We start from the raw sequence: 15,611 nt of genomic DNA, 5'->3' as shown, positions 1-15,611 counted from the left end.
AGTTATTTGAATTTTTTAAGCAGCGTGAAGATAAGGAAAAAGCGAAAGGGGCTCATAAAATAAATTTGTAAGGTTTTCTGATGAATTGGCTCTTACTGTTGATGAGTTCAAAATACACATATCGAAAATCGATACGATTGCAAAGCTGGGATTACCGGAGGTCAGCTTTTTATTTCGTGACCATCTGTACAAAAGACCAAAAGCATTATTTCGGAGATATTCGTGATGGAAAAATGGGGCTATCTGTTCAAGGGTGTGCAGCCTGGTATTTTTGGAAACAGATTCCCGCCCATTCTGACAATGTACAATTAGATGCATTCGTAGTAATGCCTAATCATGTTCATGGAATCATCCAGATTTTACCAAATGAAAAAGGAGTGCCATCTGTAGGGACGTTGCCAGCAACGTCCCTACAGATCAATAAACGAAATAGAATGTCAGAAATCTCCCCCAAACCCGGGTCTTTGTCGACAATCATTAGATCTTATAAATCCGCAATAACCAGATGGTGTAACAGAAAAGGTTATGAATTCTGTTGGCAATCCAGGTTTCATGATCATATAATCCGAAATTACAGATCCCTGAATCGAATCCGGCAATACATCGGGTATAACCCACTGAACTGGGAGAAAGATTCTAAGAATGTGCTATGATTTATTTCCCGATTTGAAGCTGAAGGGTAGCATAGAAGGTTCTTGGGGGTGATGGAATGATCCCGGGGCCGGGATAGCCTGTCGCACGTCTGGTAAAATACCATGAGTTGAGCAGATTGTTAATGCCAGACTCAACAGTGAAATTCTTGTAGGTCCATGACAATGAAAGGTCAAGAACATCATAAGCAGGAATTGCTCCCCGGATTCCGCTTTGGTTATCGCGGATGTTTTGCTCTGCATTGGAGGCATCGGTGTACTGCTCTGATACATAGGTGTATTGGATAGAGCCAACCAGGTTTTGATAGCCAAAATTCAACCCTGTTTTCATATTCAATAAAGGCACAAATTCAACCTCATTACCTTCAACACCGGGGATTTCTGAATTTAAGTAATCTGATTTGGTTAAGGCAGTATTTGCAAAAAGACTGAATTTCAGGTCTCGACTTTCATGTCCCAAAAGCGGCAATACATTCACTTCAACCAGACTTTCAAAACCATACATGAATGCCTGCCCAATATTGCCCCTGTAGCGAACCACACGGCCTGTTTCTTCTTTATCTCCATCAGCATTGATTCTGGTTTCTGCCCGTAACACCTCTCCAATCCGGTTATCATACAACAAGCCAAAACCACCAATGTCATAAGATATACTTTCTCCAATTCGTCCTCTTATCCCAAAGTCTGAGGTAAATCCACTTTCATCGGTAATGTCTGGATCTACCTGGAAAGTCGGGTTTACAATTCGGATGTCATTGAAAGTTACTGACCGGTAGTTCTGGGAAAAGTTGCCGTAAATTTCTGTCTGACTGTTAGGCAGAAAACTAATGCCGGCTCCCAGTAATACAAAAGAACGCTCAAAAGTACGGTCATCTTCAAAGGTTTGATTTTGAATGGGGTTTCCGGCCAGATCAAAGTTTATTCTTTTGAAAGTGCCCCGGCTTTGTGTTTGGATGTATTCAAGCCTGAACCCCGGAGTGATGGAAAGGTTATCCTGCAGGTAAAAAATATTCTCTCCGAAAATAGCCAGGTTTTTATTGGGAAAGGTAAAGTCGGATTGATTTGGGTAGTTTGGAAATTGCTCATCCGCTAAGATAAAATCAGCTTTGGGACTAGCTGTTCCAGGCCCCTGAACAGAGGTGTTATTGGATTGATACAATTTGGTACCGATCAGGAAAACGGCATTTTTATCCCCAATCAAATATCTGTTCAATAAACGAACTTCTGTACCCCAGTTATTGAAATCACCCAGAATTAGATCACGGGGAGCATTAAGGTCATCTTCCTGGGAAACACGATTAGTGCGAAACCCTACCGATTTTCGTGAGGCGTCCAGTCCGTACAATAGAAAACTTAGCTTGGTTTTGTAGGAAAACTCGTGTTCTAAATTTAATGACGCCAGCTTCCAGTCCACCTCAAACCAGTTTCGGGTACGGTTGCTAAGGGTTGGGTCTTGGTAAAACTGATCATCGGTAAGTCCACCCGGCTGTTGAGCCAGGTAGTTCAAATAAGTAAAGTCGAGTGCAATATTGGTTCGATCTGAGATTTGAACATCTGAGTAAAAATAGAAATTGCTGGATTCAAAACTTGAGTTAGGCCGAAAACCATCTCCCTTTTTGTAGTTGTAATAGCCGTAGTAACCGATATTCCCAGTGGTTCCGCTCACACTGTTGAATGAAGTAAATAATGCATTGGAACCAACCGATTGCCGCGAGGTGACTTCAACCCGTTTGTCATTAGCGGGCTTCTTCATTTTGAAATTTACCAACCCACCGAACTGGGTTCCATACTGAAGGGAGGCAGCTCCGCGGATTACCTGAATTTCCTGCAAACCTTCGGCTGGAGGTGTATAATAACTTTCGGGATAACCAAGTACATCGGCACTGATATCATAACCGTTTTGGCGGATATTAAAGTTAGACGAACGGTTGGGGTCTAGCCCCCGTCCTCCAATATTCAACTGAAGTCCAGCGTCATTAGATTCAAAGATATTGAGCCCGGATATCTGTCCATAAATTTGCCGGGCATTGTTGGCCGAAGTATTAGCTACCATTTGGTCCAGTGAGATTACTTCATTTTTCTTACCAGCGTATATAGAAGTTCCCTCAACTTCACGAAGTCTTTTAACGGCAAAAACTTTATCCCGCTGATCAATTACAGCGATTTCTGACATTTCTTCTGAAAGCTTAGCAAGTTCAATGGTAATGGACGAATTATTAGCATCTGGCACAAAAGTCCGGTTGATGATTTTGTATCCAAGCTTAAAGAAGAAAAGGTTCAGATTTCCATAAGGCAGATCATTGATTTCGAAATAACCATTTTCATCTGTGATGAAGGATTTACCAGCATCATTATTATAGATATCGACGCCTTCAATAGGAGCTCCGGTTTCTTCTTCAACGACATAACCTGAAAAGGTGATTTGAGCAGTTGCGGGTAATGCAATAAACAGAAATAAAACAAAAAGGCTAAAGTCCTTTAATCTCATCATCAAAAGGGAGTAACCAGGTTCGGTGTTTCAGTGAGGGTTTAATTTCGGTAAGATCAATGTCAGGATTTACATAGCGCTTGCTTCTTCTTCCATTGAGTGCCACATAACTGTCTACAAAAATTTCAGGGTCTTGAATACCCGCTTCCTTTTTATAATAATCTTCTAAAAAATGAGCGTACTCGAGAATAAAATCAGGCTGAAATGACATTTGTTTTTCCTGAAAACGGGTAAGAAACTCAGTGTTGTCAACATAAAAGCTTTGGCCGGAATCAGGGTTTACAACTTTGAAATTTGCATACCCAACTTTTTCCATAAGCATAACCCGCCATGAAAATCGGTAGCCTTCCTCCGTCCAGAACAATTCACCCGGATAAAGCAGGTATCGAAAGGGAATGAGAAGCTGCAGAACAAAGAAGGTGCAAACAATTCCCAATGAGGCTTTACGAACCCACGTTTGCGGGAATGAATAGATGTTACCGTTATCAAAAAAAGATTTTGTGATACTGAACCATTTGGAGATGTAATCCAATATTTGGTTGTGCAGTCCGGCGTCAAAGAATATGAGCGTGCTTACAATCATGATATATGGAAACATCCCAATGGGAAATAGCACCCGGGTAAGAATGTGAAAAATGACCACAAGGATAAAAGCAAAAATCCGGGTTTTCCTGATCAATAATAGAAAGGGAATGCTGAGGTCGTAGATAGCTCCTGCCCAGGCAAAGGCATAGTGCGTCCAGGTTTGCTGAAGCAGATCCCCCAGTAACGGGAGTGAATACTTTGAAGGCAGCCAAATTTGGAGAGGCATGGCTTCGAACAACCAGTCGGAATTGAGTTTTGCTAAGCCTGCATAAAAGTATACAATGAAAAGCAGGAGTTTGATGGAGTCGACAGACCATTTGGGGACTTCTTGTGATCTCAGTTTTTTGTCATTCCACGCATCCAGAGAGTAGTAGGCATGTGCGGGAAGAAACATCATTAAAAAGCTGAGTATGCTGATAAAGTAATAATGATTGAGGTAGGTGGTTTTATCCATCAGCTCGATGTAGGTAAAGCTGAGGAAAAACACGAGAATCGAAATCCTGTATTTATATCCCAAGGCAACAAAAATAGAAGACAAGCCACAGAGGATAAATATAAGATAGGTCCAGTCTCCCAGAGGCTGAACCCATTCAAATCCATAGTAAGAAAAGAAGAACTGCGGCTCTATATATAGCTTTTGAATCCAGCCATTAGCTGCAAACCGAACAATACTAATCAGCATGAGCAGACCGAAAAAAATTCGGAATATAGCCAGCGGAGCAGCATTGGTAGTGGCAGTCAGGTATGATCGGATCGAATGTGCTTTCACCTTTTAATCACCATCGGCGTCAACATAATCCACGTTAATATTCAGGGCTTGCAACATATCTACTTTCATGTAAACTACATTCATTTGTAGCTCATCATAAGTTGATAGCATGGCCGTATTATTCGATTCGACCTGAGCTGAAAAATCATTATCCAGTAAGGCCGCTTGTTCTCTTGCTGCATCAAATTGATTGTTGATAAGGGTTACAAGATCAGAGCCATCCTTCATGGTATTAAGGTAATCGAGGTAGCTGCTCAGGCTCTCTCCACTTTCAGAGGGTTGATTTATATGAACACCATTGAAGAAGTTCTGAGTGGCGTCCAGAGAGGTATTAAAAAGCTCTTTAGAGAAGTCATTACTATAATAGGCTTCCACATGTGTGCTTAGTGGTGAACCTGAAAAGACCCCTGCAGGAATGCCGATTTTGCCGGCCCGAAGGTGTTTTTCGTAATAGTAGATGTAATCATTTACCATCATATCGAGAGAGGAATTGGACCCGTTTCCGGAATTACTCACAAATTCATCACGATAGCCGGATGTCCAATCGGCCAATACCTCACTGGTAAGAGAGTCGATGCGGGAGGTCAGGTCAGTCAGGTATCGGCGGTAGTTTTCAGCATCAGGGTCAGAGGTGTAAAATGTCAATATCTCAGCATCATCTTCACCCAAGCCATTTAATAGATAGTCCAAAGCGGGGAATCCCTGACTGTTGTTTAATGAGGGTAATTGCAGATTGTATGATCCGGATTGAATGCTGTTTTCAATTTCCGTGGTATCGGTTGGGTATATATTCAGGTTATCACGGTAGCGCAATTCCATGGGTTTACCGATCTCAAAAACGGAAACAGTTTGGAAAGCGAGGTAAGCTGATTCCCAGGAAGTCCGAAGTGTGAGAAGGTTGCTCGCGGTAGGAAATTCTGAAAAGGTAGCAGCATCGGTATGCAGCTGTTCAGTAGCTTCAGAAAAATTAGTATAAGACGGGATAATGATATTATCAGCCCAGTTTACCAAAATGGCTTCCCGGTCAAAATCGTCCGCATCGGGACCGGATGGCCCGTTATCGGTACAGCTCCATATTATTAAAACTGTAAGTAATAAAAACGAAAATTTCTTCATGATGTACATCCTTTTAAAGCAAAAAAAGCTGGCACCCATTCAAGGTGCCAGCATGAAAAATAAATTTCGAGTCTTAGTTTGCCGCTTCTTCTACGGTGAAGTTGAACTGTGCGGCGATTTCAGCCGACATGTTGTCAAGCGTTTCGGGAGTTACATCCCATAATCCATTGCCTTCTTCGAGCTCAGCAAGGAAACCTTCAACATCTGTTTTCGTGAGATATGGGCTGTCGGAACCTGGCACTCGCGTGAACTGCAGGCTGTAAATAAATCCATACGCTTCTGAAAGATCATGGAAAGCGGCACCGTAATCAGGTGTGGTCTGGTCTATTGCATTTTTACCGGATTGGAGATAGTAAACGGCACGCACTGCAATGACTGTAGAAATGTTTTCGCGGATAATGTCTGCTTGTTTATCCCGAACATCATATTGTCCTTCAACAATTGCTGCCCGGCCTAAGGCAAAAGCATCAAATGTTTCCTGTGCGATTCCAGCAAAATCTTCATCATTATCCACACGGGCTAAATATTTGTTGAGGAAGTCATCGTCATCCCCAAGGGTGGCCAGCGGATTTGCAGGATTAGCGGATGTACCAAAAAGGTATCCGTAAGCTTCATCCCATTTATGTTCCATATTTGTGTAGTTAGAGCTTTCAGCCAGTGTGCCATCATTGTTGTCTTCACGGTTTGTGCCAGCATCCAATACAGAAACACTTACGTAATTGTTGAGCATTTGATCTGTCATCAGTGCTCCAATCAGGCTTTTACCAACCAGCTGATTGTATTCAAAGCCTTTTCCATTTACGTAGCGGGTAGAAGAACCGTCAGCAATTTGTCCGGGTTGACCTTCTGCAGCAAGGGTATTTCTATTTGGAAATACTTCCTCTATCTGACCTGAAATCCAGGTCTCAAATTGATTTTTGATTACAGCACTTACGGCTGTGTTGTTTGAAAAGTAATCAACTGAGGCAGCTACTTTACCTTTGATGTTTTTGGTAGCCGCATTTAATTCAGCACTCTCAAAAGGATCTACGTCTCCACCACTTTCTGTTTGATTTCGATACATTTGGAGCAGGAGTTCTTTGGTAGAATTGTCAAAATCCAACATGGCCGGAAGAAGTTCGTGTCCCATTTGAATTCGGGTAGTTTGTCCGCTGAATGAAACCGTGGTTTCTCCGTTTCGGGTAAACTCATAGGAAGAGGGGACTTCGATTTTTGTGCCATCATTAGTGTCGCAGGAGACGAGTATTGCTGAAATTAAGAATAGTGTTAAAAAAGATTTAAGTCGAATCATTACTTGAAGAATAGGCTTTATGTTAATTTAGATCGATTCTAAGTTAAGGAGAGTTTTAAACCAAATCAAAGCTTATGTAGAATAAATCTAAATTAATTTCCCATGAAGATTAGAACCCGGAACAAGTATGGTTAATTCAGCTTAGTTAAGGTAGATAACCATAATCAAATATTAGAAAGTCATGTTAACAAATAGATTAATTCTTTTAATCACCGCTGCAATGCTAATGTTTACAGCTTGTTCAGAAAAGACTAACAAGAATGCAGAAAATGTTGGAGAGCAGGTTGAAAACACAGTAGAATCGGCTAAGAATGATATTCAGCAAACTAAAGAAGAGTTTATCGCTGATGCTGAAGAAACATTGGAAAATATGAATGAAGATATTTCTGAAGCCGAAGAAAAGCTGAAAGAAAAATCAGAAGAAGCACGAGAAAAAGCTGAAGAAAAAATCGAAGAGCTGAAAGGTGAACGAGATACATTTAAGGAAGATTTGGCTGAACTTAAAGAATCCGGTCAGGATAAATGGCAAGATGTAAAAGACGAAATGCAGGATGGACTGGATTCTCTGAAAGATAAATACAACCAGTTGCTTGAAGACCTCGAAATTGGCTAATTATTCATTTTGACGAGGAGAGACCAAATCCATGGCCTGGCCGAGAATATTTTTGCTGAAGTTGAGAAATCGTTCCTGATTTCCCATTGCAAGAAAGCGAAGTACGTACCGCAATTCTCCCAATAATTTTGGGGGGTTGCTTATCAGGGTGTCTTCGCGGACAACTTCATCCCAATTGATGGAGTGCTGAAATTTAACTCCGGCTTTAGCCATGGTTTTTAAATATACATTTGCCATTAACCCATAACCGATAGTAGTTGGGTGCAGGCCATCCAGGCTAAAAATCCCCCCTTTATAGAGTTGGCCGTTTTTGTCGAGGCGAATGAAATCTGTAGAGAGTTTTATATCGCCATCTTCGTCTACCAGGTGTGCTGTGCTTTCCTGTTTTAAAAGAGCATCAGCCAGCCCTTTTGGTAAATCGCGAACAAGTTCCCCTCCTAAACGACGACGTGCCAGACCGGCTACATTTTTAGCCATAGGCACAACCGACCATCCATACTCACCGGCCACTTTTCGTATAATATTGTTGTATTCATCCATGGTTAGGTCGAGCTGAATGGCCTGATCTTTTGTTAAATGAGGATGCTTTTCCGGATCAAAATCTTCATCCCAAATCCAGAAGCGGGTGTAGTAATCAAAATACCCAAGCCGCTTGCTGGAGAGGTCGGAATTCACTCCCCGGCAAACTGGTGGAATGGTCACGTAAGGCAGAGTGGGAACGAATACTCTTTTGGCTCCCAGGCCTGACACCTTTTCGGCCAGCTTTCGGTATTGATCTTCAAAATGTTCGGGGCGGTACACGGTATGTGTTCGCTTTCCTGGAAATACTTCCAGGTTATCATCTTCGGTCCAGATAACCTTCAGGTCTGTAATGGCAGCAATCATATTATTGTGGCCGAGGCAAACAATCAGGTTTTCGATGCCGCCATTATCAGCCAGAACTTTCGCATTATCGAATTGGGTCCGGGTTTCCAGTTCAGGGTCTGGTTTTAGGGAAGGGTTAAGTACAAGCCGTGCAGTAGTGAACTTGGCATGCTCGGGGAGCATATCAAAAACCGTAAATCTCTCCGGATTGGTTTGAATATGATGCCGGCTGTTTTGCTCATTAACCACCCAGGAGTCACTGATATTAAAACCCCATACCGATTGATTGTGATAAGGCTCATTTCGTTCAACAGCTAAATCCTTAAGTCCACCTTCCCAATATTTTTTGATACGTTTCAGTGTTTTTAGCATGTGAGTAGCAGCGGGCAAATACTCATTCCAGGTAATCTCATCCCCAAATTCTTCTGACATACCTCTCACCAAGACTTCAAGATTTAAAGGTATACCAGCCTGGGCGGTAAAGCTGGGCTGATCAAAATCTGGTTTAGGATCCATACAGCGATGTATAAAAGAAGGAAAATTGACATCGGTCCGATAAATACCCCCGTTATTAAACCCTTGTGAAAGGCTGTCCCCGATAACTACCAGTTTATGAGCTGCTTCTTTTTTATTCCAGAACATGTTGTTGTTTTGATCTTAATCAGTCTGTGAAAATATAAATAAGTATAAGAGAGATTCTCTTTCTATTTTGTGTTTTCGAGACTGAGTAGCAAAAAATAAAAGGATTATGTCAGAAAAAAACCGGCTGGAATTATTCAGAGAAAAAAGAGCGGAACAGAATGAGAAAGTAATGGATTTGGACCATCTGGGTATCAAACGTTTTTTCAATATGGATACCAATACGTATCGTGATGGAGCCCTTCCCACTCAAACCAAAGAGCTTCTTGGGCTGGTTGCCTCAGCTGTTTTACGCTGCAACGACTGCATAGATTATCACCTGGAACAGTGTGCAAAATCCGGTTCAACAAAAGCAGAAATAGTAGACGCTTTGAATGTAGCGTTAATTGTAGGTGGCAGTATCGTTATTCCTCATTTACGTCATGCAACCGAAACACTGGAGTTTCTGGAAGAGGAAGGAACACTTAAGTAAGCTAGCTAATCAGCTAAGTACTCTTCAGGGTCGGGGTGCAGGAACTTGATGTCGAGCTGCTCGTGCAGCTTTTTGGAAGAAACGGTTTTTCCATCGGCCCCGCCTTCAATAAAAGTAGGTTTTTTAAGACCTAAACGGCTGGCAATAACGGTATAAATTTCTTCGCGGCTGGGATGGGATCCGGAACACACATTGAAAATTTCTCCGCGTATGTTGTCTTGAATCACTTTCTTGGTGATTTGAATTACATCATCCCGGTGTACCAGGTTTACCGGAGCATCACCGTCAGAGATGTCTTTTCTTCCAGCCATGTATTTTGCAGGATGTCGGTCTTCTCCATATAACCCACATAATCTCAGGATGATGGCATCAGGTGAATGCTCAAGTAAAGCTCCTTCAGCTGCAACTATTATATTGTCACTCTTGATGTCAGGTTTAACGTCAGATTCAGAAACTTCATTTGTAGAATTTCCATAGGCTGATGTGGAACTATACATGATAATCTGTACGTTTCTTTCAGCCAGAACTTTAGAAAGTTGTCCGATTTGTGTTGGGTAGTTATCGCGGCTAGAGCCTCTTCCGGGAGAAATAGAGATAAGTACTGAATCCACCTTGGGAAGACGTACTTCAGAAAGCGACTTAACAGGAAGCTCTAGTTTGACTGGCTTAATGCCAATTTCATTTAATTCGGAGAAATTTGATGAAGAACGGGTAGTCCCATAAACGGTGAAACCTTCGCTGAGAAGTTTTTCGCCCAACTTTTTACCAACCCAACCGCAGCCAATAATTAATACAGCACTGTTTTTATCGGAATTCATACTTTCTTCATATTAAATAAAGTTATTGCTTAACTGTACACTAAACATAGATTAATTTCAGGCATGGCACAATCTAACACGGGAATTTTATTGGTTAACCTTGGATCACCAGATAGTTATGAACCCGCGGATTTGAAAGTTTATCTAAGGGAGTTTTTAACTGATAAAAGGGTGATTGATCTTCCGGCTCCTATTCGTAAGACTATTGTAGAGGCATTTATTTTACCATTCCGACCAAAAGAATCTGGTGAAGCCTACGAGTTAATTTGGTGGGATGAAGGCTCTCCGCTGATTGTAATTACACAGCAGGTTATTGATAAGCTTCAACAGCGTTTAGGAAAAGATGTGCCTGTTTCTATGGGTATGAGGTATGGAAATCCATCTATTGAAGCGGGTTTTGATGAACTGATGGAGAAAAATCCGAATCTGGAACGCGTTTTCCTGATTCCGCTTTATCCTCAATATGCTATGGCAACTACCGAAACGGTGATCGAAAAAGCCAAGCAAGTATGGCTGAGTAAATATTCTCACCTTGAAGTGGAGTTTAAAGAGCCATTTTACGATGATCCGGATTATGTGAAAGCGTTGAGTGAAAGCATCAAACCGTATATTGAAGAACACGACATCGATCATCTGCTGTTTTCCTATCATGGGGTGCCGGAGCGACAAATTAAAAAAAGAGATATTACAGGAGATCACTGCCTGAAGTGTGAAGATTGCTGCAACGTGAATTCACCGGCACACACCTTTTGTTACCGCCATCAGGATTTAATGACTACTAAGAACGTTGCCAAATATCTTGATTTGGATAACCGGGAGTTCAGCTATAGTACTGCTTTCCAGTCAAAATTAGGTATCGATCCCTGGCTTACTCCGGCAACAGATGCTGAATTAGTGCGGCTGGCTGAAGAAGAAGGGGTGAAGAAAATAGCCGTTTGCTGTCCGGCTTTTATCTCAGATTGTATTGAAACACTCGAAGAGATTGGCATCCGTGGCAAAGAAGATTTTGTAGAAGCAGGTGGGGAAGACCTGGTGCTGATACCCTGTGTTAATGACAGTGATCTGTGGATTGATACGCTCGAAAAATGGTGTGCTGAAAAGCTTACTGAAAAAAAGGTTGAGGCAACTTGAGCAACTTAACTTCACACGAAGTTATTATTTTGGGCGGTGGAATTTCAGGACTATCCACAGCTTGGTTTCTCCGCCAAAAAGGGATTTCATTTAAGTTATTCGAAAAGCAAAGTGAAACGGGGGGAGTTATAGCTTCCGAATATATTGAGGGGTCTGTTATGGATTTTGGACCCAATTCCCTACGTGATCGAAACGGACAGATCAGAAAAATCGCTAAAGATCTCGGAATATCTGATGACCTGATCGGAATATCTGAGGCTTTCAAAACCAGATATATTGTCAGAGACGGAAAGCTTCAGTCTCTGTCACCAAATATTTCTTCACTGATTTCAACGAAGGTTCTGTCTGCCAGCGGGAAGATTAGGTTGTTGAAAGAGCCTTTTATTGAGGCAGGATCCGGTGAAGATGAAAGCATTGGGGAATTTCTTGAACGAAGGATTGGTAAAGAAGCGGTAGACTATTTAGCAGACCCGATATTTTCAGGGATTTATGCAGGGGATATTTACCGGATGAGCAAAAAATCGGTATTGCCAAAATTAGCTGAGTTTGAACAGGATTATGGGTCTGTTTCCTGGGGTGCCATTCGTTCCAAAAAAGAGAAGAGAGAAGTTAAGCCAATGGTGCTTTCATTTAAAAAAGGTATCCAGCAGTTAACGGATGCTATTACAGAGAAGATTTCAGACCACATTACTTACGATGAAGTGCTCAGTTTAAAAAAGAGTGATTCAGGCTTTGAAGTAGCAACCGAAGAAGCAACATATCATTCACTAAATGTGATTTCATGTATTCCGGCTTATAATTTGGGAAGAATTCTGGAGGGCTTTGAACCGGAGCTTTCGGCGGAGCTGATGAATATTGATTATGCCCCGATGCTTTCGGTCCAGCTTACCTTTAATAAAGCTGAAATAGATTTTATTACAGAAGGTTTTGGCTTTTTAGTACCCCGTAAGGAAAGAATCAGACTGCTTGGTGCCATTTGGAAGTCAAGTATATTTCCGGAGCTTACTAATAAAGATCAGCATCAATTCACGCTGATGATAGGAGGAGCTCATGACCGTGGAATACTGACAGAACCAAAAGAACAGGTAGAGCAAGAGGGCATTCGGGAGTTTTGCAGGCTGATGCAATTTGATGCAAGACCTTCCGTAATTAGATCAAGGCTCTGGAAAAAAGCTATTCCCCAATTTGAAGTTGGTTATGAACAACAAAAAGCAAAACTGGATCGGTTTGAAGGCGGAAATCCGGGTCTGTATTTCGGCGGAAATTACCAATGGGGTGTTTCTGTGCCGGATTGTATTCAGGGAGCCGAAGGGCTGGCTGAAGAATTAGCTGCCGGGTTATAAATCCCGGGAGATAATTTCTACGCTCATTGGCAGGTGATCAGCCGCCATTTCCATAGAATCAAGCGAAAAGAAATAATTAACAATCACTGTATCATTCACAATTTCTGCATGCATATTCCTGTTTGGAAGGATATGATCAATACGCCAAAAGGCTGAATCTGCCGGGTGTGAAAACACATCCGTACCTGCCAGAGGATCAATGAACTCCACTTCTGTGCCAGCACCTAAAAATGCTTTAAACTCATCACTGTCGGGAGTGCTGTTAAAATCACCAACCGTTAATATATTCTGGTTGGGATTAAGAGCGAGCAGCTGCTTATAATGTGCTCTTAACAAGTTGATTTGTCCCAGTCTCCAATTTTCATTGCGCTCTCCACGTCCCGCCTTCAAGTGCACTCCGGTTAAAGAAAAGCTGTAATCTGGGTTTACAATCACCTCTGTAGTCCACATCCGATTGTTGGTAAATTCTTGTGAAGCAGGATTGCCGTCATCGTCAGTTTGCCCGATAATTGGGGTATTGGAAGTTGCATAACTGTGAAAGAGCCCAAGCGGTATGCGGCTCATAACAACCACATTCATGTACCAGTCATTACTTTCGTGCCCTGCAAAAACCTTATATCCTAATTCCGGAAAATACTCCTCAGCTAGTTGCTGTGCATAACTGTCGCTTTCAAACTCCTGAAGTACTACAAGATCTGCATTCGCTTCTTTGATGATTTCCACGAATAGTTTCCGCCGTTCCTGCATGTTTTCGGGTGGAGTGTTTTCCCGTCCGTTATCTATATAAGGATTATCGTAGCTATCCACAAAATGCTCCACATTCCAGGACAATACTTTTACCGTATCAAAATCAGAAGCCTGATACCAGGCCGGTGTGGTTATTGCTTGAGAAAATGAGTTAGAGGAGGGCTTTTCTTTTTGCTGTTGAATGGTACAAGCTGAAGTAAAAAGAACGAGAATCGGTAAAAGCAGGCGCATATCTTTTTTTGATAAGATAGTAGGGGTTTTAATGTTATGGAACTTTTAAAGTTTGTGATGGAATTGTGAGGATCAGCATCTGAGATAAAACTCAGGTATCGGTAATGTATGGTTATTTAATTTTGCATTCCCCCCTCCAAAACCGATATTCGGACACACTATCCACTCAAAATCATTTTATGTCTGACAAATCCTCGAAAGGGCTCTTTGCGTGGGCCATGTACGACTGGGCTAATTCAGCTTATTTCGTAATGATACAAACCTTTGTTTTTGCTGCCTATTTCGCACAATCTATCGCTGAAAATGAAACTTCAGGTACGGCGTTATGGGGAAATATGATAGGACTTGCGGGATTTGTTATTGCTTTGTCTGCTCCATTCCTTGGCTCCATTGCAGATGAAGGCGGAAGGCGAAAGCCCTGGATCGGCTTTTTTACCTTAATGTGTGTGTTCGGCTGTAGTATGTTATGGTTTGCTGAACCGAGTTCTGATTTTATCTGGTTTGCCTTGATAATGGCTTTTATAGCTACGCTGGGAGCAGAGCTGTCATTTATCTTTTACAACGCCATGCTGCCTGATTTAACCACCAGTTTAACCATTGGCAAATGGTCGGGCTGGGGCTGGGCAATGGGATATGCAGGTGGTTTAATCTGCCTGATTATCGGTTATTTTGGATTTGTTGAATATGGTGCGGATGTATTCGGTTTAGATGAAAGTTCACTTCAGAATGTGCGCATTACGTTCCTTTTTACAGGCCTTTGGTATGCGCTTTTTAGTTTGCCTCTTTTCTTTAAAACCGCTGATACTCCTTCAAAAAATAAGAGTATTTCTGTTGCAGTTAAGGATGGGATGAAAGGGCTGAAGAAAAGCCTTGCCATGCTGAAGGATGAGCCGAACATCTGGAAGTTTTTACTCGCACGATTGTTCTACAACGACGGACTTGCAACTATTTTTGCAATGGGTGGTGTTTATGCTGCCGGAACTTTCGGTTTTGATACGGGCCAGATCTTTATGTTTGGTATCGCTCTCAATGTGACTGCTGGGTTAGGGGCTTTCGGGTTTTCATGGCTGGATGATATCACGGGTAGTAAGAACACGATAGTGTGGTCGTTAACGGGGCTGATTATCCCGGTTGTGGCGGTTCTTTTTGTAGAAGCGGAGATATGGTTTTGGATATGGGGATTACTGCTTGGAATTTTCGTGGGACCGGTACAGGCCTCGAGCCGGACATTCATGGGGAGATTGGCGCCCCAAGATAAACGAAATCAAATGTATGGGCTATTTGCCTTATCAGGAAAAGTGACCACATTTGCGGGACCTATTATGGTGGGTTGGATTACCTTGTTTATGGATAGCCAAAGGTGGGGAATGAGTGCTATTTTGTTGCTTTTGGTTGTGGGATTGGCGTTAATGTTTGGAGTGGATGAGATTAAGGGAACAACCCGGGAAGAAGTGCCTATAATCCAAAATTAAAGAAAACAATGTATTTATCTGCTTATTTATTAAATTAACGCAGATTTTATACTGTATTAATCAAGACAGTACTATTAAAAAAGCAGGTGTTTATTCAGTTCTAAAAACACCTTTAACCGAAACAAAATTATAAGGAGTACAACACATGAGTAGAATGGACGATATCAACAACGTAGTAGAAGAACTGCAAGTTGACATGAAGAAATTTTATGAGAAAGGAAATAAAGCTGCCGGAACACGTGCCCGCAAGCACCTGATGACTCTTAAGAAACTTTCTCACGAAATCCGGCAGGAAATTCAAGCGAAGAAAAACGCTATGTAATTTCTTCTATCAAATATTAAAGAAAAGCCACCTTGTGTGGCTTTTTTTATTTTCAGGAAC

General features: G+C 41.8%; 14 protein-coding genes. 6 read left to right on the top strand and 8 right to left on the bottom strand.

The window, feature by feature from the left end; genetic code table 11:
• Nucleotides 1–15: 15 nt before the first annotated feature.
• The 5 genes from RIB15_RS09475 to RIB15_RS09450 form a co-directional block, all read right to left on the bottom strand.
• Nucleotides 16–318: a hypothetical protein gene (locus RIB15_RS09475; protein WP_350202057.1), complete on the bottom strand. Its 303-nt coding sequence runs from the start codon at nt 316–318 to the stop codon at nt 16–18.
• Nucleotides 319–654: 336 nt separating this feature from the next.
• Nucleotides 655–3,141 (bottom strand): TonB-dependent receptor domain-containing protein, encoded by a 2,487-nt coding sequence (locus RIB15_RS09465; protein WP_350201905.1) that lies wholly within the window; start codon nt 3,139–3,141, stop codon nt 655–657.
• A complete protein-coding gene (locus RIB15_RS09460; RefSeq protein ID WP_350201904.1) occupies nt 3,119–4,492 on the bottom strand; it encodes an HTTM domain-containing protein in 1,374 nt (457 codons plus the stop codon). Before RIB15_RS09460 ends, RIB15_RS09465 begins: the two co-directional genes overlap by 23 nt.
• A gap of 3 nt (nt 4,493–4,495) precedes the next feature.
• Nucleotides 4,496–5,608, bottom strand: coding sequence for an imelysin family protein (locus tag RIB15_RS09455; RefSeq protein WP_350201903.1), 1,113 nt, complete (start codon nt 5,606–5,608; stop codon nt 4,496–4,498).
• Between the two features lie 73 nt (nt 5,609–5,681).
• Nucleotides 5,682–6,899: a DUF4856 domain-containing protein gene (locus tag RIB15_RS09450; RefSeq protein WP_350201902.1), complete on the bottom strand. Its 1,218-nt coding sequence runs from the start codon at nt 6,897–6,899 to the stop codon at nt 5,682–5,684.
• 181 nt (nt 6,900–7,080) lie between these two features.
• Here RIB15_RS09450 and RIB15_RS09445 point away from each other — a divergent pair, with 181 nt between their 5' ends.
• A complete protein-coding gene (locus tag RIB15_RS09445; RefSeq protein WP_350201901.1) occupies nt 7,081–7,512 on the top strand; it encodes a sll1863 family stress response protein in 432 nt (143 codons plus the stop codon).
• Here the strand turns inward: RIB15_RS09445 and RIB15_RS09440 are convergent, their stop codons facing one another.
• Nucleotides 7,513–9,018 carry a hypothetical protein gene (locus RIB15_RS09440; RefSeq protein WP_350201900.1) on the bottom strand — a complete coding sequence of 502 codons (1,506 nt, stop codon included), beginning with the start codon at nt 9,016–9,018 and terminating at the stop codon, nt 7,513–7,515.
• Nucleotides 9,019–9,124: 106 nt separating this feature from the next.
• Here RIB15_RS09440 and RIB15_RS09435 point away from each other — a divergent pair, with 106 nt between their 5' ends.
• On the top strand, nt 9,125–9,487 hold the full coding sequence (locus tag RIB15_RS09435) for a carboxymuconolactone decarboxylase family protein (RefSeq protein ID WP_350201899.1): 363 nt from the start codon (nt 9,125–9,127) through the stop codon (nt 9,485–9,487).
• Between the two features lie 5 nt (nt 9,488–9,492).
• On the opposite strand, the gene RIB15_RS09430 is transcribed toward RIB15_RS09435, so the two are convergent.
• A complete protein-coding gene (locus RIB15_RS09430; protein WP_350201898.1) occupies nt 9,493–10,305 on the bottom strand; it encodes a Rossmann-fold NAD(P)-binding domain-containing protein in 813 nt (270 codons plus the stop codon).
• 63 nt (nt 10,306–10,368) lie between these two features.
• Between RIB15_RS09430 and hemH the strand changes: the two genes are divergently transcribed.
• Nucleotides 10,369–11,436: a ferrochelatase gene (hemH, locus tag RIB15_RS09425; protein WP_350201897.1), complete on the top strand. Its 1,068-nt coding sequence runs from the start codon at nt 10,369–10,371 to the stop codon at nt 11,434–11,436.
• Nucleotides 11,433–12,779 carry a protoporphyrinogen oxidase gene (hemG, locus tag RIB15_RS09420; RefSeq protein ID WP_350201896.1) on the top strand — a complete coding sequence of 449 codons (1,347 nt, stop codon included), beginning with the start codon at nt 11,433–11,435 and terminating at the stop codon, nt 12,777–12,779. Before hemH ends, hemG begins: the two co-directional genes overlap by 4 nt.
• On the opposite strand, the gene RIB15_RS09415 is transcribed toward hemG, so the two are convergent.
• A complete protein-coding gene (locus RIB15_RS09415) occupies nt 12,774–13,757 on the bottom strand; it encodes an endonuclease/exonuclease/phosphatase family protein (RefSeq protein WP_350201895.1) in 984 nt (327 codons plus the stop codon). The genes hemG and RIB15_RS09415 overlap by 6 nt on opposite strands.
• Before the next feature lie 179 nt (nt 13,758–13,936).
• Between RIB15_RS09415 and RIB15_RS09410 the strand changes: the two genes are divergently transcribed.
• On the top strand, nt 13,937–15,229 hold the full coding sequence (locus RIB15_RS09410) for an MFS transporter (protein ID WP_350201894.1): 1,293 nt from the start codon (nt 13,937–13,939) through the stop codon (nt 15,227–15,229).
• A 145-nt stretch (nt 15,230–15,374) separates the two neighbouring features.
• On the top strand, nt 15,375–15,551 hold the full coding sequence (locus RIB15_RS09405) for a BF3379 family histone-like protein (protein ID WP_350201893.1): 177 nt from the start codon (nt 15,375–15,377) through the stop codon (nt 15,549–15,551).
• The last annotated feature ends 60 nt before the right edge of the window (nt 15,552–15,611 follow it).

It is taken from the genome of Gracilimonas sp. (assembly GCF_040218225.1).
GTDB lineage: Bacteria > Bacteroidota > Rhodothermia > Balneolales > Balneolaceae > Gracilimonas.
This window is presented reverse-complemented; position numbering and strand designations above follow the sequence as displayed.